Raw genomic sequence first — 19,114 nt, forward strand, 5'->3', positions numbered from 1 at the left:
ATGTTTCAAGCAGTTTTATTTGACCTTGACGGTGTGATTACGGACACCGCAGAATACCATTTTCTCGCTTGGGAAAAATTGGCGAAAGAAATCGGCATCACGATTGACCGCGAGTTCAATGAAAATCTAAAAGGTGTGTCACGTGAAGAATCGCTACGTCGTATTTTAGTACATGGTGGTCAGGAAAATGCCTATACAGCAGAAGCATTTGCGGATATGGCCAAACGTAAAAATGACAATTACGTTGAGATGATTCAAGCGGTGTCCCCTAAAGATGTCTATCCGGGTATTCTCCAATTACTCCAAGAGTTGCGAGCCAATGGCATTAAAATTGCCCTAGCATCTGCGTCAAAAAATGGGCCTTTCTTACTGGACCAGATGCAATTAACAGCCTATTTTGATGCCATTGCCGATCCAGCCAAAGTGGCTGCAAGCAAACCAGCACCAGACATTTTCATCGCAGCAGCTGAGGGCGTCGGTGTCGATGTGAGCCAAGCGATTGGGATTGAGGATGCTTATTCTGGTATCGCAGCGATTAAAGCAGCGCATGTGTTGCCAATCGGTGTCGGTAAAGCAGAAATATTGGGCGAAGACATTGCCATTGTCCCTGATACAAGTCAGCTGACCCTTGATTTTTTAACCAAAGTATGGGACAATAAATAATTAGCAGACGGAAACGCTTTCAAGTGTTTTTCCGTTTTTCTGCCTTTTGTAAAAAAGAGATAAACGAAATATAAGACATAAAAATGATAGTAGAAGGGGTGCTATGGCAGTTACAATTAAAGATGTCGCCAGACGTGCGGGCGTCAATGCGTCAACGGTCAGTCGAGCGATTCATAATCATTCGGCGATTTCTGAGAAAACGAAAGAAAAAGTTAAGAAAGCCATGGCTGACCTAGGGTACTCACGAAATTCAGCAGCGCAAATGCTGGCAAGTGGCAAGGCGGGTGCTATCGGCGTGATTTTTCCACCGATTGAAAACAAGTCTGAGCAACCCTTTTTCATGAAAATTTTGACGGCCATTAACCAAGAAGCCCGTCAAAACAAAATCACAGTTTCCATCGCCTCCGGTCATACAAACGCAGAACTTTTAAGTCAAGTCAGGGTCATGTACCAAGAAAAACGTGTCGATGGCTTTATTATGCTGTATGTTGGAGAAGAAGATGCGGTGCGAGAGTATCTTTTAGCTGATGAAATTCCTTTCGTCATCGTCGGCACACCTGTCGAGCGAGCCAATGACATCACTGCCGTTGATAATGATAACAAACTCATGGGGGCTGAGGCGACGCAATATCTGGCAACTCTAGGACACAAAAAATTAGCCTTTGTGACAAATACGGACAAGGGCGAAGTTTTTCGGGACCGTTACCGTGGTTTTGACGAGAAAATTCAGTCGCTTGGCCTGAGCGGTCATTTGCTTAATACGACCAAAACATCAAGTTTAGGCGGGGCGACAGCGCTTGTCGTTTTAGATGATATTCTAGCCATTAAAGTGATTCAAGGTCTTTCAGAGCAAGGGATTGGTGTTCCTGATGATATTTCTGTCATCTCGTTTAATAACTCAGTTTTCGCGAGTTTAATTCATCCTTATCTCACGACATTTGATATCAATATCACACAACTTGGTCATCGTTCTGTCCAAAAGTTACTGCATTTGCTCGCAAATCCAAGTGATTTTCACGAAAAAGTGACAGTACCATTTGAACTGAAAGTACGCGAATCAACGAAAGCTGTCAACTGACGGCTTTTTATGTTTATCTTAAGTTTTTTAAGCTAAAATAGTGTAAAATGAAAAGAAAGCAAGTTAATAAAACAGCACCGCAGTCTTATTATCTAAGAGAGGAAAGCAAGACGATGATTAAAATACTGTTAGTGGAGGATGACTTATCTTTATCCAATTCAGTTTATGATTTTTTAGAAAATTTTGCAGATGTCGTCCAAGTTTTTGATGGCGATGAAGGCTTATATGAAGCGGAAATGAATATTTACGATATTGTTTTACTTGACCTCATGCTGCCTGAAAAAAACGGCTTTGAAGTCCTATCTGAACTTCGTGCCAAGGGAGTTAAGACCCCTGTCTTAATCATGACAGCAAAAGAAAGCCTAGACGATAAAATGCATGGCTTTGAAATCGGTGCAGACGATTATCTGACTAAACCTTTCTATCTGGATGAGCTGAAAGCACGGATACAGGCCCTACTCAAACGTTCAGGCAAGCTCGAAGATACCTCGACGATTAAATATGGCGAAGCTCTCGTTGTCAATACTGCTAATAATCAAGTGACCGTACTAGGTAAACCCATCGAAATTCTCGGTAAAGAGTTCGACTTGCTCCTATATTTTTTGCAAAATCGTAATGTCATTTTACCTAAAGAGCAGATTTTCGATCGCATTTGGGGCTTTGACAGCGACACCACCGTGACCGTCGTCGAAGTCTATATGTCAAAATTACGCAAGAAGCTCAAAGGCACCGAGTTTGCGGAGAATCTTGCGACGCTACGCAATGTCGGTTATATTTTAAGATAGGACAAAAGATATGGAAAAAAATGAAGAAGAAAACGCATGAAAAAAATCATCAAAAAAATTGCCAGTCGTCATCTGTTTCGCTTTGATGTGAAACATTTTTTGCATTTTTTCGTTGTTTTTACGCTCATTTTTGTGGCCTTATCGGCGATTATCTTGCAAACGATGACTTCTGGTATTTACAAATCAACGGATGAGAATATCGAAAGATTGGCCAAAAATCCTTTAATGCTGACGAGTCTTGCTTTACAGGGCAATAACAATACGACGATTTTGGCTAATGGCAAGACAGAAGCGCAGGGAAATGATTCGGGTGGTGCTGCGAGAATACCACAACTATCTGTTTTTTCTCCGAATCAAACCGTGATTCTCTATGATAAAAAAGGTAATATTTTAAATGCAGACATTGACCTAGAAACGGCAACAGTCGCTAATAATCTAAAATTTAATCAATCAAATCTTGGTAAAATCGGCACGGTAACGATTAAAACGGCTACAGGTGATGCGCTACTTTACCGCACCAAAACGTTTAAGGCGAGTTTTGACAAAAGCGTCACAACCAATATTGCTTACATCCAAGTTTTTATCAATGTTGATCAGCTATCGGATAGTCTTGAGCGTAGCCAGTTTATCATTTTAACAACCATGGTCAGCTTTTGGCTGATTTCACTGGTAGCCTCTATTTATCTCTCTAGATGGTCACTAAAGCCTGTTTTGGCAGCTTATGAAAAAGAGAAGAATTTTGTCGAAAATGCCAGTCATGAATTGAGAACGCCTTTGACAATCTTGCAAAATCGGCTAGAACTTTTATTCCAAAAACCGACAGCGACGATTATTGACGAAAGTGAAAATATCTCGCAAAGTCTGGCAGAGGTTCGGAACATGCGGATGCTGACCAGTAATTTGCTCAATCTCGCCAAACGTGATGGTGGTCTTAAAGTTGAGCTGACAAAAGTTAATCAGACCTATTTTGAAAAAATATTTGAAAATTACAAGTTGCTTGCTGAAAATTCTAATCGCGCCTTTACCAGCACAGTCAACTTTAAAGACCAGGTCAGACTAGATGAAAGTCTGATTAAGCAAGTCCTCACGATTTTATTTGACAACGCCGTCAAGTATTCAGATGATGGCAGTCAGATTGCTATTCAAGTTGAAAAAACAGGTCAAAATTTGATAATCACCACTTCAGACAATGGTTTTGGGATTTCTGATGCTGACAAAAAGAAAATCTTTGATCGTTTTTATCGCGTGGATAAGGCAAGAACCCGTCAAAAAGGTGGTTTTGGTCTAGGTTTAGCGCTAGCTAAGCAGATTATTGATGCCTGTGGCGGTCGAATTGACGTCCAAGACAATCAGCCACAAGGCACTAAGTTTATCATTAAATTACGTGTCTAAATTAGCCGTTTGGATACAAAGCAAGGAAAGAAAATAGAAGCACCATGCTGAAGAAAATGATTACTCGTGTGCTCATCGCACCCGTTCGATTCTATCAAGTCGCTATCTCGCCCTTGCTACCAGGAGCTTGCAGGTATCACCCGACTTGTTCGAATTATATGATTGTCGCCATTCAAAAACACGGATTCCTCGGTGTGTTAATGGGTACAGCAAGGATTTTGCGTTGCAATCCTTTTGTTAAAGGCGGTGTTGATTACGTCCCAGACCATTTTTCATTGAAGCGAAATCCTGTTAAGCCTGAACGATAATAGTGGGGCTTTTGTATCTTAAAAAATAATTTGGCACATATAAAACAAAAACCCTTATTTGACAAGGGTTTTTAGCGTATATTAGTGTCCCCCGCCGACTTTTAAATTAGATTATAAACGTTGATATAAAGGGATTTAAATCATATCTTGTGCCAAACTTGTGCCAAATTTTTATATTTCCTCTAAAATTGAAGCAATATGCTTGTTTTCCTTTTCTTCCAACTCTTTCAAGATATGGGAGTAAACTGACATAGTGATTGACAAATCTTTGTGACCTAGTCGTTTTGATACCGCAAGAATATTGACATCTTTGTAGAGTAGGACGGATGCGTGGGTATGTCTCAGACCATGAAGTGTTAGTGGTGTATCTATTCCGGACTGCTTACATAGTTTGGAAAGTTGTTTGTTGATAGCGTTGTTTGATATGGCTTGCGTTACAGCATTGGAGAAAACAAGATGGTGTCTATTTATCATTTCTAGGGACCTGAAAAATTTAGTTTGCTCTGCTTGAAAATTACTAAGTGCTTCTAGGGTACTATCATCGATTGATATTTTTCTAACAGACTGCTCGTTTTTAGTAGGTGCAAATCCTGTGTTGAAATGATAATCCCAAGTTTGGCAAACATTGATATATTTTTTATCATAGTTGATATTATCCCAAGTTAAGCCAAGCAATTCGCCAAAACGCATTCCGGTCATGCCGGCAATGAAAATCATGAAATTTGATGGATACTTTGGGTTGATTCTGCTTTTTGCTGATTTCATAAGGCGTTTGAACTCTAAAAAGTTGAGGTATTTATCTTTTTCTTTTTTGACTTCAGTTTCACCTTTGATGACAACGTTTTTTGTGAAATCAAGTGGGATGACACCTTCGTCTATTAGATTGACAATACTCGCACGTATAGTTGAGTTAAATCTTTCGATGGTAGGAGTAGCATGAGTTTTTGAAAATTGATTAATGATTTCTTGGTATCTTGTACGTGTTAAAGATTTGACAGTCGCATATTTGAAATACTTTTCTATATTCATCAAAATATTTTCATATTTTAAAAAGGTAACATCGCTGATTTTACCTTTTTTATATATTTCAATCCATTGGCGGAAGTAGTCGGACAGCAAAACATCTTTATCGTTGACCGCAAATCCTTTGCCAAGTTTAATTTCCATTTCAGAAGCCGCCAATATTGCATCGGATTTTTTGGGAAAGCTGCTTTTTCTTAACTTCTTATATTTACCGTCTTTGGATTTATAAGATATTTCATATTGCCAAACCTTGCCACGTTTTGTATATCGTGCCATTTTTTCTTCTTTCATAAATTAATTTTTCAGGATGAAGAGGGTAGAACTTTTTGCAATTGATATTTATGTATTATTGTTGTAAAATAAACTTAAATATAATGGGAGGATAAGAATGATGAGACAACTGATATCAGAATTTTTTTGGTATGCCACTTTTTTATTTGGTATATTGTTCCTATCTATTAAACTTTATAAAGTTGTATTTTCAAAAAATTCAACTACAAAAATTCTACTTTTTAGCATCGTTACTACTATTATCCTCTTGCTTTTTTTCATTAGAGTCAATATTTATTGAACTTTCGTTACCTATTTGCTGTTTAGTATCAGAGTCAGTTTTTTCTGCCTCTTTTTTCTTTTCCTCTATGTAAGAGGATAAAGTATCTGGTAATTCAATACCCAATTCCGTAATAGGAACTTTTAGTTTATCGGCGAGATCAATAGCCTTTTCAATTTGTTTTAATTTTTGGTCATCTAATTCAAGCTCTTTGTTTTTTATTTCAATTTTCTTTGTTTGATCTTCTCGATAACCTTTCACCAATCCAGGGATATCTACTTCAATGTTACCTAAAAGTTGACTACCAAATGTAACTTTACCTCCATAGGGGGTGGAAGTAATATAAGCTAATAATGCAAATGTAAACATCCCCTTAAGAGCAGTCTTAGAAATAGTTTCTACTGGACCTGGAGATTGAACATTAACTTTTACTTCCATCTTTTCACCTGGGAAAAGATATCCATACATCAGATTGTAATAGTATATAAATTGACCAAGTGATGCACCATTAATATCATCATTTTTAGTTACTTTGAATACTATATGTAGTGTATCATCTTCAATATATACAGGAAATAGTGCTCTATTAATAAAAATTTTATAGTCATTAACATCAGATATTACTTGATGTGAGAAGATCATTTTATACAATTTACTATCAGCATCGTCCCTGCTAAATGATTTAATCCACTTTACATTAATTCTTTTTTTATAACTTGATTTTTTATAGTGTATATTTTCTTTACTTGTCGTAATAATTTCACTATCAGGAATTTCATAGGCGTTGCTAATGACACGCCCAACTAGAAATAGTTCAGAAGAGATTGAAGGAATGATAATTATATCATTTATTTCAATCCTATTTACAAATCTTAAGAGTTGGGTAGCAATTTTCCCTGTTTGATTTATTTTTTCTGACTTAATTTGATCATAATAAATATGATTGATTTTATTTTTTAATATTTCAGTTGAATTATTCGAGTCTGAGATATGTTCAAGAGTTATTTCATTATAGTCGATTCCTATGTAGGAGTTAATATTGAAGTCAGTAAAATAATCTCCTCCATTTGTTCTTACAAACCAATAATTTACATCATGGTCAATTACAGGAATGTTATCAAGCAGTTCATCAATATTAATTGTTTTTATAAAGTTGTTAGTCATAGTTTCTCCTCTAGTGAGTATGATATTAGAAGTTGAGAACAGTAGAATGATTAATTTTCATTCAAAGTTGCTCAATAAATGTACTCTCTGACAATATTTGTATATCTTGTCCAGCTAGTTGTTTTTCAGCAGCTTTTTTCTGTTTGCCGGTAAGTCCATTTTTTACATTTTTGGAATAGTCGGTATCGCCAACGATCAAGAAATTTGTATCTTTAGTGATGCCATTTTGAGGATGACCGCCTAAATTTACAATGATTTGAAAAGCCTCTTTTCTTGTGAAACTTTCAAGTTTTCCTGTCATGACAATATAGCTATCATAAAAAATGTGGTCAGTATCAAATTCTGAGACAGTAGATTTTAAATCGTCAATATTAATTCTGCTTTTGTTTAACGGTGATGTATAGCTCCAGTCATCACCGAGTATATTTTTGCAGCAGTCAAAAACTGATTTTGTGACATGGCAGTCTGCCATAGCACGGTGTAATCTGCCAAAGTCTAACTCGAAATATTGATTTAAATCTTTAAGCCTATGGTGCTTTAAATCGGGTAAAGCTCGCCTTGAAATTCGCAACGTATCAATAAAATCATTGTTAAATTTAAAGTCTAGGAAATTGAGTGCATCATCGTATAGGAAATTCAAATCAAAATTAACGTTGTGACCAACGATTGTATCTGTTCCGACAAAATAAATGAAATCTTGGATTGCTGATTTCGTTGGTATGCCATCGGTCTCAATCATTTCAGTTGTGATTTTGGTTAATGTCGTTACAAATGGGTCAAGGCATTCAAAATCAGCAGGCTTGACAAGACAGCTGAACTCATCAACTATTTCATGATTTCTTACTTTTAAAGCAGCAATTTCTATGATGTCATTATAACCAGTATCTAAGCCAGTAGTCTCTATATCGACAACAGAGTAATCAGGCGTGAACTTAGCTAAACTATTGCCTTTTTCACGAGTAATAGTTTTTCTGTCTATTGGACCAAACGAAATGTCAATCGTCATTACACAGCACCTCTTTATTATGATTTTTATAGATTATATTGGGAAAGCGAACGGTTACAGCAATCTTAACTTGCAGTAACGTGTCCTTCGCTGTCTTTTGGGTCACCTTCGAATTGAGCTAACTCAAATTTAGCAAATTTCAAAATTGCAGCTTGGCCAGCTTCATCAAGTTTGTTCATTATTTCAGTGACTTCTGAAATAGTTTTATTATTGATATTTTTTCCTTGATTCAATTTTGGGGTACCATTATCCATTGGCACTTGAAGACCAATTAAAAAGCTTTCATTTACATTCAAGGCCTTAGCAATTAATAAGATTTTATCTGATTTTGCTTCATATTTACCATTTATCCAATCACTAATAGAAGATTTGCTAATCCCTGTTAATTCTGAAAGTTCGATGGGTTTCATGCCTCTCTCATTTAATGCTTGTTTCAGTCTTTCTGAGAAAATGTTCATATTTCCGTACTCCCTTGTAAATAAAGTATATCAGTAAAACTGAACAAAATCAATGCAAAACAGCGTTTTATTTTATAAATAAAAAATAAATACGGAAAACCGAAATATATACTTGACTTTTATTTTAAGAATGCTATACTTAATTTAGAAAAGGTTCGGAAAACCGAACAAGAAAGGAGTTACATTATGGAAAAAATTATTTTTGATTTTTCAAAACTTCGTGGAAGAATTAAAGAACGCTATCGAAATGAAAGTGTATTTTCAGAAGTCGCTAAAATATCCAAGCCTTCTTTGAGCGCAAAGTTAAACAATAAGACTTATTTTAAGCCGTCAGAGATTGTGGAGATTTCTGAAATCCTTGAAATTCCAGATGATGAAGTTAAATCATATTTTTTTAAACAAAAAGTACGGTTTTCCGAACGAGAAATGCACGCAAGCTAGAAAGGAGTAGATATGACAGAAAAATCAGATGAAATAATGTCAACGAATGAACGACAGGCGATGAATGATAGGGCACTTGTTGCTAGAACAAAACGGCTAGAATTACGCATAGTTTTGGAAGAAAAAATAGATTGTTTAATCGATGGGATTGTTCATAATCCTAAAACAAAAAGCAATCCAGAAATGGTCACTGCCATTACTGGATTGCTAAAAGTAAGGTTGGGCTGATTAATCAAAATCACGATTAGATACAGCATAGATGACATGATTTGTGTTGATAAGATAAGATTCGTCTTCATCTTTGAGTTTTAATTCGATAAAAGGGTCGTTATCTTTATCACTTATTATATCACCAAAAATAGAATCAAAAGTTAGCTCAGTACCATCGATAAATCTTAAAACAATGGGATACTTTGGCTCAACTTTTAGTAACATTTCAATGTATTTTTTCATTGGACTAATTCCTTTCTGATTATTTCAAGCATTGCCGTGCTTGATAGATTTATTATATCAGAAACGGAGTACAAACACGCAAGCTAGGAAGGAGTAGGGAGTGAATATCATAGAGGCAACAAAAAAAGCCTTGCAAGAAAACAAGGCGATTTCAAATCCTAGTGATTTAGAGGGTGGATTGGCATTTTTACCAACTAACTCCGAATGTTTCGGGATTTTATTAGTTACAACGGAACCAAGTTTGGATAAAGAAAATGGAATCCACAAAGAAGTTTGGCAAGCGCCTGGTAGATTTTGGAATCCAATAGCAAATGATTTGCTGAGAGAGGATTGGGAATTACTTTAGAAAAGAAAGGATATCCATTGCACTTAGAATTTTCTTTGCAGTCCTTGGGATGACAGTTTCCATGTAGATGATCAGCTCATCGGTTATCCAAGCGCGATAGATTTTATTGCTAGCATTTTGACACTTTAAAAAACCTTTTCTTTGTAATTCGTACATGGTTTCTTTAAGGTCGGCATAAAGCCATGTCGGTGCAAGTCTTGAAAGTTCATCTGAGCCACCAGATATGGTCTTAGCGGTTCTTTTATCAATACCATTATTAATTCTGTCTAAATATTCCTTGTAAATTATCGCAAGTAATTCCTTGGAATCTTTCGTCAGTTGTATATCATTCATAAATTTAACCTCCTTTCTGATTATTTCAGATTTTTAACCTTGTTATTAAGCTGTGATAATCCGTCAATAGATTTTGCAAGCCTAGAAAAATCAAGTTCGCCACTAAAGAATTTACCTAGCATCTCATTTTGCATATCATCTGATTTGCTAGATTTTAAGAGTTCGTATTCTGCTGTAAGTTTATCAATCTCATGTCTTTGACTTTTTTCTAATTCAGTTAGCCGTTGCTCCAGTTCTCTGTTTTTTATTTCAAATTCATTCGATTTAGTTTTGTTTTCAGAACGAATTTTGTAAAGCGTTAAAAGAAAGCTAAAGAAACCACTGGCAAAAACAGTAAATATTGAAATGATACTTTGTATTAATATTTGATCATTCATGAGTTAACATCCTTTCTTTGGTATTTTTGAATAAAAACAGCTAGCCGCGGTATTTCATTCATAAAAATATTATATCATCATCATATACAAAACACAACATATAGTTGTGGATAAAGTTATTAACAACTTCATATAGGTGTTGGGGAGGAAGAATGCAACAGGTAATCATTAAAAAAATGCAAGAAAAAAGGTTGTCACAGAGTCAACTTGCTAAGTTGGTAGGAGTGAAACAGCAATACATCTCTAAATTTTTACTGGGAAAAGTAAAAAGCCCTGGCTTTAACTTCATGATCAGAATAGCGGATGCGCTTGATATTGATTTGAATGACCTCAGATAAGGTCATAGGATGCGCGTGAGTTGAAAAAACACATTGCGAAATCAACGTGCTGGGAATCACGTCAAAAAAGCAAACTAGGAAGGGGCAGGACATGAATTTACAACTAATTGCAATTGACGAGATGTTAAAAAAACTCACTGAAATCAGTGAGCAAAATAATGAGATATTGGCTATTTTGAAACAAAATCCAGCGCAGTATCCGCATCAAAATCAGCAGCAATAAAAGTCGCAGCAGCGATGATGAAACGTTTCAAGTCAGATAAGTCTTTATCAGTGTGTTTTCTGATGTAGTGAGCCTCGTCGTTACCAAGCCAAGCCGTTGCAGTTGATAATGTTTGAAGTTTTGGAAAATCCGATAGATACGTCTTAATCGTCTGGCTAAGTGGCTGAGATTTTATCTTATCTATTTTATCGGGATTTAATCTAATGACATAATCTTTGATCAAAAATTCAGCTGATTTTCTATAGCCTAAACCACAAACATCATATAAACCATAGGCTTCTGCCATTGCGGCTTGTTTATAAATGCTGACAAATTCACTAGAAACCTGTTCAATGTGTTCTGGTAGAGTGACCTCGATTTGCAGGTTATAGTTGTATTTTACCAGACTGGTTGTATAAGGCGTGCTAGAACTCCCTGCATAAGGAGAGTTTAGGTTATCAATATGATATTCAAAAATAGCGTATTGCTGACAAACGAGACATCTTAATGAGACAGCAAAACTATCACCAACACGTCTATCAAACGTTGAAATATTAACTGGGGAAAAAGCGAGTTTTTCAAAACAATGCGGGCAGGTTAAGAGGGCTTCAACTTGTGCTGAGCTAGTGGTATTTCCGACAATAGGTAGCTTGATAATTTGTAATGGCATAAAGGTAACCTCGTTTTTGTTTTTATTATACCAAAAACAAAAATTAAAGTGCTATTTGCGCGTGAGTTGAAAAAACACATTGCGAAATCAAACGTGCTGGGAAACACGTCAAAAAAGCACCCTAGAAGGATGTGAGATGTCGTCATTGATTTTGGCGAGATGTGAAAATTTAATGCTTTGTAGTACACGCAGTGCCATGCTCACAAATTTGCGCACGCTAATCAGGGGAAGGTCCTGAATTTCTCAAAAAGAAAAGAGCGCTTTGCAGAGCGCCCTCATTTCAAATATTTATACCTAAATTATATCACAAAAATGAAAGGAGTGTCTATGGTACAAAATATTAATGTTAATTTGGCTATTCCCATACCAGATGACATGATTGTAATCAAAAAAACAGAGTTTGAAGAACTAAAGCAAAATGAAATTAAAGGTCAGTGGGTTGGCATGCCTGATTTTGTTAAACATACAGGGAGGTCAGATGTTTGGCTAAAAGCTCACGTTTTAAACAACATCAATCTCAGAGATCGTTTAGATATAGAGAACGGCGGGTGGGTGTTTTATCCAAGAAAAGGCGATAAGTGGTTGTTTAAACTTAGTGGATTGAAAGACTTTGTAGAAAATGAATTTAGTAATTATGTCGGAGGCAGTAAATGAAAATCGGAAATACAGAAATTAAAGACAATGAACCTATCGGAGATGTCGAAGTTATAGTCGTTAGCATCCAGGCAGAAACTGGCAAGATTTATGATTTTATCATGGATACCGAGCAATCAAACAGCCCTGAGCTTGGAGAAACGGTTTGGGTGAGGTCGCAAGGTTGGCCCGGTCGTTTTGTCGGTATCAGATTAGCAGTGTTAAAAGATGCCATTGGTCATAAAGTAACTGGCATTTTAGGGCAGTCAGATGTGATTGATAAAATCGTGGAGGAAATCGGATGAGCTATCAGACTAGAAGTGATTTGGAGTTTACTATCTGGAGACAGCAGAAAGAAATTGAGCGGTTGAAAGCGGAAAATGCTTGGGCAAGAAAGAGTATTGCGCTTGTCATCGAAAAAGATAATGCTGTGGTATCAGAAAATAAGATGCTGAAACAAGAAATAGAAGATTTTGAAAAAGCTAAAAATGCGGATGTGCCACTTGCAAATTATGCTGATGTTTTTACAAAAAGTGAATTATGGCATAGTCAACATACAAAAAACGAACGATTATTAGATATTATCTTCAAACGTGAGCCGGATAAAACGGTACGGGTGCCGATTTCTGATGCGGTGGTCTATGTTGTAGAGGAATTGACGGATGAACACGGCAGAACTCTATGAGCAGTTGCGAGAAAAAGACGAGACCATCGCCAAGTTAAGAAAATATATGATGGCCTACACTTTGGCTGTGGATGAGTTACATGGTGCTGAGGGTGGGCAAGAGATTAAAGCACTAGCTAAGGAGTTGTTAGCCAGTCGAGTTGAGAAATGGAGTAAATAAGATGATCCCTAAATTTAGAGCGAAAGATGAAAATGGTGTTTGGCATACTGGGTTGCTAACATTCATGTTTGGGCAATATGCGATTGTGAACGAATCTGATGAAAATACCGTTTACTTGATTGATAAAGAGACTGTGGGACAAAGTACAGGTTTAAAAGACAAAAATGGTGTTGAGATTTTCAAAGGAGACATCTGTTGGGACACCGATATGGAATGTTTTGGGATAGTTGATTATGACCTTGGAAGTTTTGTATTTGAGTGTCAAAGTGTCTGCGATAGCGTTTCAGAGTGCTATGAAGGTTTGGAGGTTGCGGGAAATATCTACGAAAATTCAAATTTATTGGAAGTATCAAAATGACAGAATACATCGTGAGGTCGGATGATAGTGAGTGGTATGTTTACATCTCAAAAACTGAAGGTTGGTCATTGACTGTATGTGCTGAAATAGCACATAAGTTTCCAACTATTGAAAATGCTGAAAAGATGGCGAAAGAACTCAATGATAATCCGCTTTTCAAGAATTATCGGATGCGCGTGGAAGCGTTGGGAGACAGGCGTAAGCGGATTAAATATGAAACCTATGAGGATAGTGACAAAATCAAAGCCGATGACACTGAAATGCAGTTGGAACTATTTTAGAGGTGGCCATGAAATTTATTGATTTATTTGCGGGTATCGGCGGTTTCCGTCTAGGCATGGAATCGGCTGGGCACGAATGCGTGGCATTCTGCGAAATAGACAAATTTGCGCGTGAATCCTACAAGGCAATTCACAACACGGAAGGAGAAACAGAATTTCATGACATCACTAAAGTCACAGACGAGCAGTGGCGACAATTCCGTGGAGCAGTTGACGTTATTTGCGGTGGATTCCCTTGTCAAGCCTTTTCCGTGGCGGGAAAGCGACTCGGATTCATGGACGAAACTAGAGGAACTTTGTTTTTCGAGATTGCACGAGCCGCTAAACAAATCGAACCACGGCTTTTACTGCTTGAAAATGTCAAGGGGGTACTATCTCACGACAAAGGGAACACGTTTAGAACTATCCTCGCCACCCTTGATGAACTGGGGTATGATGCAGAATGGCAAATACTTAACAGCAAAAATTTCGGAGTTCCCCAAAATAGGGAGCGCGTGTTCATTGTCGGACATTTTAGAGGAGCGGGCGGACGAAAAGTATTTCCTGTCGAGTCAGGCGGTAGAGAGATTGATGACTTACAAGGACAAACAATTCACACCGTTAGAGCCAAAGACGGCGGAGGAGACGGACAAGGATCGTATATTATTGAAAATCGGAAGTCTGAAAAAGATAGAAGATTCGCAAATAAAAATATTCGGCTCACTAGAAAAGGGCGGGGAATTCTCGCACGAATCAGCGAGGAGAGTTTACGACACTTGCGGGATAGGACCAACATTGGGCACTATGCAAGGGGGGGGACAGCACCCTAAGATAGTCGTGCCTGTTTTAACGCCAGATCGTGCCAAAAAACGACAAAACGGCAGAAGATTTAAAACAGATGGCGAAGCAATGTTTACTTTGACCGCTCAGGACAGGCATGGTGTGCTTGTAAAAGATATGTCCGAAAAAGGTGTCATAAATCCTTTAAAAGGAAAAACAACTAATGGTTGGCATTTTGAACAACAGGTTTATGATGCAATTGGATTAGCAAGAACGTTGAAAGCTGGAGGTGGTAGCGGCAATATACCTAAAGTTATAACTAATGTGAATCCAAGTAGAAATGGTATGAACGGTAATGTTTATAGTTCGGATGGAATTGCACCCACACTTACAACGAATAAAGGGGAAGGGCCTAAAATCTTACAACGTCCACGAGGTTTTAACTCTGGGGGAGAACATGAGATAGCACCTACACTCTCATCTAGCAGTTGGCAAGAAAACAACCTGTTAAAGGTTGGCGGTATTTACACCAATGATTCCCCAGATTTCAATCATGGTCCGCTTGATAATTTGAGTAGGACGATAAAAGCTAATAGCCATGATGCGGGAGTTACTGACGGCATTAGAATTAGAAAATTGACGCCTCGGGAGTGTTGGAGATTGCAAGGCTTTCCAGACTGGACGTTTGATAAGGCGCAAGGGGTCAACAGCAATAGCCAACTCTATAAACAAGCTGGCAACAGTGTGACAGTCAATGTCATTTCTGAGATTGCCAAAAGATTAGTATAGAAAGTGTGAGACATGAAAGTTTATTTAGCAACGCCGATGAACGGTAAGTCGATTGAGGAAATCAAAGAAAAGATTGCGGATTTTGCATCGCTTTTGGCGAATAAAGGGATTGATTTTTTCAATCCATTTTTAGAAACTGTCGCCAAGGATAATGCGGCGGATGGCATTGTAAAAGACAAGCGACCGATAGAAATGTTGTGTAATTCTGCACGTTACATCGAAGATTGTGACGGTGTGATTGTCATTGGAAGTCGTGAGGAATTTAAACAGTCAAAAGGCTGTCAGATTGAGGCAATGATAGCGGCACTATATGACAAAGACTGTTACTTGTATGATGGCAATGAGTTTAAAAGATTTAAGTCTATTGAGCTGAAATTTGGAGTGGAGAAATGAGCTATATTATTGGGTACAATGCCACCAAATTAAAAACGAAGTGGTACATTAGCAATTTCGAAAATCCTATGCAAGGTTTGACGAGATACAAATCAAAGGCTTTTAGGTTAGATACATCCGAAAGGGCTAGTGCAATGGTGAAACATTTGAAGATTGTTCGCCCTTATGATTGGGCGATAGAGGAGATAAGAAAATGAATAAAACAGAAGAAATTTTTACAAAAAAACAGTTTAAAGCTGAAGTCAAAAGCGCTAATGTGACCGATAGTGGCTTAGCGCTTAAATTAATCGTACCATTCACTGAAATGATGCCGATTATTCCAACGCTTGCCGAAAGTATCGGACAAGTTGTAAATTTTGAATACACGTTGCCACAGGGAAATCTACTGAATGTTATGGAGTGGAAAAATCCAGATCAAACAGAATTAAATCTTGACCCACAAATCAACAAAACTAAGGATCAAGACGAGGAAGATAAATGACATTTAAAGAGGCTTACGAAAAAGCTGAGAGAAGCGCAAGGGCGCACGATGGTTATGTTGGTGTTATGGCATGGAACCAAATACTTGATAGACTGCAAGCCACCTATGCGCCGAAAATAAAGATGACGAAAGCTCAATTTGATTTTTATACAATCGCAATTGATTTGTACGATACATTAGAAGACATACTGAATTACAGATGGGATACACCTTCTATTACCGAAGATAGTTATAACGATGAAGTGAGGGAAATCAGAATTTTAGACGATAAAACACTTGCTTTAGCGTGGTTGTACCCAGAATTGGTCGAGGTAGTGGAATGAAAACAACAAATTTACCAGAAATTGGCAAAGTATTCAGGATTGGAAAAGATCATACTTTGTTAAAAATGGAAGAATACGATGGTTATAGACAAGGAATGCGGCCAATGATTTATTTCAGAGTGGAGCGGATTTGGCACTATGCAGATTCTTTTAACATGAGCGCTATAATTTTCAATGATATAGAGAGGCTTGGTTTTGAGTATGTGTCAGATGAATTGGTGGAGGAGTAATTAAATGACATTCGAAGATGCAGTTGAAATTTATTTTAACGGAAAAGATGAAGATGGTCTTTTCAAAATGACTAATGGCGGTGTTTGTGACCTACTGTATATAATTAGGCAGCTTGAAAAAACATATTTGCCGAAAATAAAGATGACTGGTCGAGAGTTTTATAACTTAAAATGGGTAAAAGAAGATGAAGAAATGGCATTTGAAGATTTGTTTAATATCCTGATGCCAAAATTTACTATGGAAGAAATCATGCAAGTTTGGTTGCATCCAGAATGTATTGAGGTAGTGGAATGAATCGTGTCTTAAATTATCCAGGCAGTAAGTGGTCATCAGCAGAGCGGATTATCAATCTGTTTCCAACACACAAGGCGTACCTTGAGCCGTTTGCCGGAAGTTTGGCCGTGTTTCTAAATAAACCGCCAGATGTGCTAGAGACTATTAATGATATAGATGGCAGACTAATCAATATGTGGCGGGTCATGCGCAATCAGCCAGAAGAATTGGCTAGACTGGTAGAACTTACACCATACAGCAGAAAAGAATATGAGCTATCAAAACTAAAATCTGATGTTGATTTAGAGGATGCGCGTCGAATTTTAATCAAATGTTGGTTTTCAGTTGGTGGAAAATCTGATGGCGGTTTTAGGCGAAACGTAAAATGGACTGGTCCGTATAATACGAAAACGTGGCAATCTATGCCATCAAGAATTATTCAAGCAGCTGAAAGACTAAAAGATGCGCAAATTGAGTGTAGCAATGCGATTGAATTGATTGAGAAAATGAATGATGTTGATACGTTAATCTATGCTGATCCGCCATATCTCAATGAAACTGTATCATCTAAAACACACTATAAATTTGGCATGGCTGATGAGCAACATCTGGCATTGTTGAGCGCTTTAAAAAATCACAGAGGCCCTGTGATTTTAAGCGGTTATAATAGCGGTTTATATGCTGAAGAACTCAATGGGTGGGCAAAGATTGAATTTGATTCAGCAACTGGAAATGTTGGCCAAAAAAAGAAGATTGCAATAGAGTGCTTGTGGTGCAATTTTGATCCAGTTGAGCAGATGAATATTTTTGATATTGATTAGGGGATTGAATGTGGATAAGAATTGAAAATGGCAAGGTACATTATGCGCATAGCGAGTACACCTTGACAAAATATGGTATAGCTAATTTTCTCTATCGTTTGGCTCGCAAAGGCATTCCAAACGATGAGATGAGCCGAAAAAATTTAAAGCGGATATCTAGGTTATGCGAATCAGGGAGATTGATATGAGTGATAATAACGAAATGGCATAGTATCATCTGGGCCATTGTCCATGGATGCTTTGGTCTGTGGATATTGACACTATTATATAGTAGAAAGTTGTGAAAATGACTTTCTATTTTCGCTGTAAAGACAGGCGCATCAAGGCTGAGCGTTGATTTTAAGGTCAACGTTTGGCCGGCTTGTAATAGGTATTAAGTTCAGGGACAAACTAAATCAGAGGGAGCGGCATCATGAGCTACATGAGAAATACAGCAATATCAGCCAATAATAAATATCGAGAATGTAGCATCATGGGTAAATCTATTTCGGTGGATTTAGTTCGAGGCGGTAGACCAAGAAGAAAAAAAGAGAATGCGACAAGACCTGTGCAAAAAAATTTGAATGTCAGAAAAGCACAGCAGTGGTTTAGGCTGTCAGCAATAGCGAATTTCAACGAGGGAGATTATACAGCAGAGTTCACTTTTGCGCCAGAATTTAAACCAGAAACAGTTGAGGAATGTGAAAAAGAAATAGCAAATTTCATCAAGCGGGTAAATCGTGCGAGAAAAAAGAAAGGTTTGCCAAAGATGAAATACATGGGAGTGATTGAAGGCAAGACGACTGACAAACTACACTTTCACTTGATGATGGATAATTTGTTAAACCGAGACGAAATAGATGACCTTTGGAGCAAGGGACGAGGCAAAAATAAAAAGTCTATCGGTTTTACTAAGATCGATAAAATTAAAAATCAATACGGGGTTGATGGCGTTGTTGTCAAAGCCAATTACATGACGAAAGAATTTAAGTTAGAAAATCAAAAAGGCAAGCGAAAATGGTTTGCCAGTCGGAATTTGAAAAAGCCAGTAGTTGAGAGATCTCAGAATTGGAAGTACACAGATTCTAAGATTGCCAAATTGTTAGCTAACGATGAATTAGAACAACAATTAGAACATGACAATCCGGGATGGGAGCTGATAGAATTTCCTAGGAAAAATCCAGATACGCAAAAAGATGAGCTGGTCAAGATAGATATTAGAGAAAATGAGTACTTGGGATTGATGATATATTATCGAATGCGTAGGAGGGAGTAACTATGAGGCATTAGAATTTTCATTGAGCGGCGAATAAGGCAGTCGTATCAACAAGCAATCATACCAAGCAAAGTAAAGAGGTTTT

At 37.3% G+C, this 19,114-nt stretch carries 30 protein-coding genes and 2 pseudogenes; 24 read left to right on the forward strand and 8 right to left on the reverse strand.

Annotation, left to right across the window (positions count from 1 at the left end; genetic code table 11):
* The 5 genes from pgmB (at position 1) to yidD (ending at position 4,226) form a co-directional block, all read left to right on the forward strand.
* A complete protein-coding gene (gene pgmB / locus RsY01_RS04305) occupies positions 1–663 on the forward strand; it encodes a beta-phosphoglucomutase (protein ID WP_094784331.1) in 663 nt (220 codons plus the stop codon).
* Between the two features lie 103 nt (positions 664–766).
* Positions 767–1,741: a LacI family DNA-binding transcriptional regulator gene (locus tag RsY01_RS04310; RefSeq protein WP_094784332.1), complete on the forward strand. Its 975-nt coding sequence runs from the start codon at positions 767–769 to the stop codon at positions 1,739–1,741.
* A gap of 113 nt (positions 1,742–1,854) precedes the next feature.
* The gene (locus RsY01_RS04315; RefSeq protein WP_094784333.1) at positions 1,855–2,526 is read left to right on the forward strand and encodes a response regulator transcription factor; all 672 of its coding nucleotides are present in this window, start codon (positions 1,855–1,857) and stop codon (positions 2,524–2,526) included.
* Positions 2,527–2,562: 36 nt separating this feature from the next.
* Complete coding sequence (locus RsY01_RS04320) at positions 2,563–3,918, forward strand: sensor histidine kinase (RefSeq protein WP_094784334.1); 1,356 nt, start codon at positions 2,563–2,565, stop codon at positions 3,916–3,918.
* A gap of 56 nt (positions 3,919–3,974) precedes the next feature.
* On the forward strand, positions 3,975–4,226 hold the full coding sequence (yidD, locus tag RsY01_RS04325) for a membrane protein insertion efficiency factor YidD (protein WP_238594943.1): 252 nt from the start codon (positions 3,975–3,977) through the stop codon (positions 4,224–4,226).
* Positions 4,227–4,397: 171 nt separating this feature from the next.
* On the opposite strand, the gene RsY01_RS04330 is transcribed toward yidD, so the two are convergent.
* The 4 genes from RsY01_RS04330 to RsY01_RS04345 form a co-directional block, all read right to left on the reverse strand.
* The gene (locus tag RsY01_RS04330) at positions 4,398–5,525 is read right to left on the reverse strand and encodes a tyrosine-type recombinase/integrase (RefSeq protein WP_094784667.1); all 1,128 of its coding nucleotides are present in this window, start codon (positions 5,523–5,525) and stop codon (positions 4,398–4,400) included.
* 229 nt (positions 5,526–5,754) lie between these two features.
* Positions 5,755–6,963, reverse strand: a complete 1,209-nt coding sequence (locus tag RsY01_RS04335) for a hypothetical protein (protein ID WP_238594945.1) — start codon at positions 6,961–6,963, stop codon at positions 5,755–5,757.
* A gap of 61 nt (positions 6,964–7,024) precedes the next feature.
* Positions 7,025–7,969 carry an exonuclease domain-containing protein gene (locus RsY01_RS04340; protein ID WP_094784336.1) on the reverse strand — a complete coding sequence of 315 codons (945 nt, stop codon included), beginning with the start codon at positions 7,967–7,969 and terminating at the stop codon, positions 7,025–7,027.
* A gap of 65 nt (positions 7,970–8,034) precedes the next feature.
* Positions 8,035–8,427: a helix-turn-helix domain-containing protein gene (locus tag RsY01_RS04345; protein ID WP_094784337.1), complete on the reverse strand. Its 393-nt coding sequence runs from the start codon at positions 8,425–8,427 to the stop codon at positions 8,035–8,037.
* 186 nt (positions 8,428–8,613) lie between these two features.
* Between RsY01_RS04345 and RsY01_RS04350 the strand changes: the two genes are divergently transcribed.
* A complete protein-coding gene (locus RsY01_RS04350; RefSeq protein ID WP_094784338.1) occupies positions 8,614–8,868 on the forward strand; it encodes a DUF739 family protein in 255 nt (84 codons plus the stop codon).
* A 12-nt stretch (positions 8,869–8,880) separates the two neighbouring features.
* A complete protein-coding gene (locus RsY01_RS04355) occupies positions 8,881–9,096 on the forward strand; it encodes a hypothetical protein (RefSeq protein ID WP_094784339.1) in 216 nt (71 codons plus the stop codon).
* Here the strand turns inward: RsY01_RS04355 and RsY01_RS04360 are convergent, their stop codons facing one another.
* Positions 9,097–9,321 (reverse strand): hypothetical protein, encoded by a 225-nt coding sequence (locus tag RsY01_RS04360; protein WP_094784340.1) that lies wholly within the window; start codon positions 9,319–9,321, stop codon positions 9,097–9,099. It abuts the gene before it with no gap.
* Between the two features lie 100 nt (positions 9,322–9,421).
* On the opposite strand from RsY01_RS04360, the gene RsY01_RS04365 reads away from it, so the two are divergent.
* On the forward strand, positions 9,422–9,667 hold the full coding sequence (locus RsY01_RS04365) for a hypothetical protein (RefSeq protein ID WP_094784341.1): 246 nt from the start codon (positions 9,422–9,424) through the stop codon (positions 9,665–9,667).
* On the opposite strand, the gene RsY01_RS04370 is transcribed toward RsY01_RS04365, so the two are convergent.
* Positions 9,659–10,000, reverse strand: coding sequence for a hypothetical protein (locus RsY01_RS04370; RefSeq protein WP_094784342.1), 342 nt, complete (start codon positions 9,998–10,000; stop codon positions 9,659–9,661). The genes RsY01_RS04365 and RsY01_RS04370 overlap by 9 nt on opposite strands.
* A gap of 20 nt (positions 10,001–10,020) precedes the next feature.
* Positions 10,021–10,377, reverse strand: coding sequence for a hypothetical protein (locus RsY01_RS04375; RefSeq protein WP_094784343.1), 357 nt, complete (start codon positions 10,375–10,377; stop codon positions 10,021–10,023).
* Between the two features lie 152 nt (positions 10,378–10,529).
* On the opposite strand from RsY01_RS04375, the gene RsY01_RS04380 reads away from it, so the two are divergent.
* Positions 10,530–10,715, forward strand: a complete 186-nt coding sequence (locus tag RsY01_RS04380) for a helix-turn-helix domain-containing protein (protein WP_094784344.1) — start codon at positions 10,530–10,532, stop codon at positions 10,713–10,715.
* A gap of 170 nt (positions 10,716–10,885) precedes the next feature.
* On the opposite strand, the gene RsY01_RS04385 is transcribed toward RsY01_RS04380, so the two are convergent.
* A complete protein-coding gene (locus RsY01_RS04385; protein ID WP_094784345.1) occupies positions 10,886–11,587 on the reverse strand; it encodes a DUF4145 domain-containing protein in 702 nt (233 codons plus the stop codon).
* 327 nt (positions 11,588–11,914) lie between these two features.
* Between RsY01_RS04385 and RsY01_RS04390 the strand changes: the two genes are divergently transcribed.
* The 15 genes and pseudogenes from RsY01_RS04390 to RsY01_RS04470 all read left to right on the forward strand — a co-directional run bounded on the left by RsY01_RS04390 (position 11,915) and on the right by RsY01_RS04470 (position 19,029).
* Complete coding sequence (locus tag RsY01_RS04390) at positions 11,915–12,241, forward strand: DUF771 domain-containing protein (RefSeq protein WP_157905776.1); 327 nt, start codon at positions 11,915–11,917, stop codon at positions 12,239–12,241.
* Positions 12,238–12,525: a hypothetical protein gene (locus tag RsY01_RS04395; RefSeq protein WP_094784347.1), complete on the forward strand. Its 288-nt coding sequence runs from the start codon at positions 12,238–12,240 to the stop codon at positions 12,523–12,525. The genes RsY01_RS04390 and RsY01_RS04395 overlap by 4 nt, the downstream gene beginning before the upstream one ends.
* A complete protein-coding gene (locus RsY01_RS04400; protein WP_094784348.1) occupies positions 12,522–12,905 on the forward strand; it encodes a hypothetical protein in 384 nt (127 codons plus the stop codon). Before RsY01_RS04395 ends, RsY01_RS04400 begins: the two co-directional genes overlap by 4 nt.
* On the forward strand, positions 12,883–13,065 hold the full coding sequence (locus tag RsY01_RS04405; protein WP_094784349.1) for a hypothetical protein: 183 nt from the start codon (positions 12,883–12,885) through the stop codon (positions 13,063–13,065). Before RsY01_RS04400 ends, RsY01_RS04405 begins: the two co-directional genes overlap by 23 nt.
* Position 13,066: 1 nt before the next feature.
* On the forward strand, positions 13,067–13,423 hold the full coding sequence (locus RsY01_RS04410; protein WP_094784350.1) for a YopX family protein: 357 nt from the start codon (positions 13,067–13,069) through the stop codon (positions 13,421–13,423).
* Positions 13,420–13,704 (forward strand): hypothetical protein, encoded by a 285-nt coding sequence (locus tag RsY01_RS04415; protein WP_094784351.1) that lies wholly within the window; start codon positions 13,420–13,422, stop codon positions 13,702–13,704. Before RsY01_RS04410 ends, RsY01_RS04415 begins: the two co-directional genes overlap by 4 nt.
* Before the next feature lie 8 nt (positions 13,705–13,712).
* Positions 13,713–14,634 (forward strand): annotated as a pseudogene (locus RsY01_RS11135) (DNA cytosine methyltransferase); the annotation flags it as partial.
* A gap of 207 nt (positions 14,635–14,841) precedes the next feature.
* Positions 14,842–15,252 (forward strand): annotated as a pseudogene (locus RsY01_RS11140) (DNA cytosine methyltransferase); the annotation flags it as partial.
* A 12-nt stretch (positions 15,253–15,264) separates the two neighbouring features.
* Positions 15,265–15,645, forward strand: coding sequence for a DUF4406 domain-containing protein (locus RsY01_RS04435; protein WP_094784352.1), 381 nt, complete (start codon positions 15,265–15,267; stop codon positions 15,643–15,645).
* 193 nt (positions 15,646–15,838) lie between these two features.
* A complete protein-coding gene (locus tag RsY01_RS04445; RefSeq protein WP_094784354.1) occupies positions 15,839–16,126 on the forward strand; it encodes a hypothetical protein in 288 nt (95 codons plus the stop codon).
* A complete protein-coding gene (locus RsY01_RS04450) occupies positions 16,123–16,449 on the forward strand; it encodes a hypothetical protein (RefSeq protein WP_094784355.1) in 327 nt (108 codons plus the stop codon). Before RsY01_RS04445 ends, RsY01_RS04450 begins: the two co-directional genes overlap by 4 nt.
* A complete protein-coding gene (locus RsY01_RS04455; protein ID WP_094784356.1) occupies positions 16,446–16,679 on the forward strand; it encodes a hypothetical protein in 234 nt (77 codons plus the stop codon). Before RsY01_RS04450 ends, RsY01_RS04455 begins: the two co-directional genes overlap by 4 nt.
* A gap of 4 nt (positions 16,680–16,683) precedes the next feature.
* Positions 16,684–16,974 carry a hypothetical protein gene (locus RsY01_RS04460; RefSeq protein WP_094784357.1) on the forward strand — a complete coding sequence of 97 codons (291 nt, stop codon included), beginning with the start codon at positions 16,684–16,686 and terminating at the stop codon, positions 16,972–16,974.
* Positions 16,971–17,774: a DNA adenine methylase gene (locus RsY01_RS04465; RefSeq protein WP_094784358.1), complete on the forward strand. Its 804-nt coding sequence runs from the start codon at positions 16,971–16,973 to the stop codon at positions 17,772–17,774. The genes RsY01_RS04460 and RsY01_RS04465 overlap by 4 nt, the downstream gene beginning before the upstream one ends.
* Positions 17,775–18,186: 412 nt before the next feature.
* A complete protein-coding gene (locus RsY01_RS04470; RefSeq protein WP_094784359.1) occupies positions 18,187–19,029 on the forward strand; it encodes a rolling circle replication-associated protein in 843 nt (280 codons plus the stop codon).
* Positions 19,030–19,114: the final 85 nt, after the last annotated feature.

Source organism: Pseudolactococcus reticulitermitis (assembly GCF_002260845.1).
GTDB lineage: Bacteria > Bacillota > Bacilli > Lactobacillales > Streptococcaceae > Pseudolactococcus > Pseudolactococcus reticulitermitis.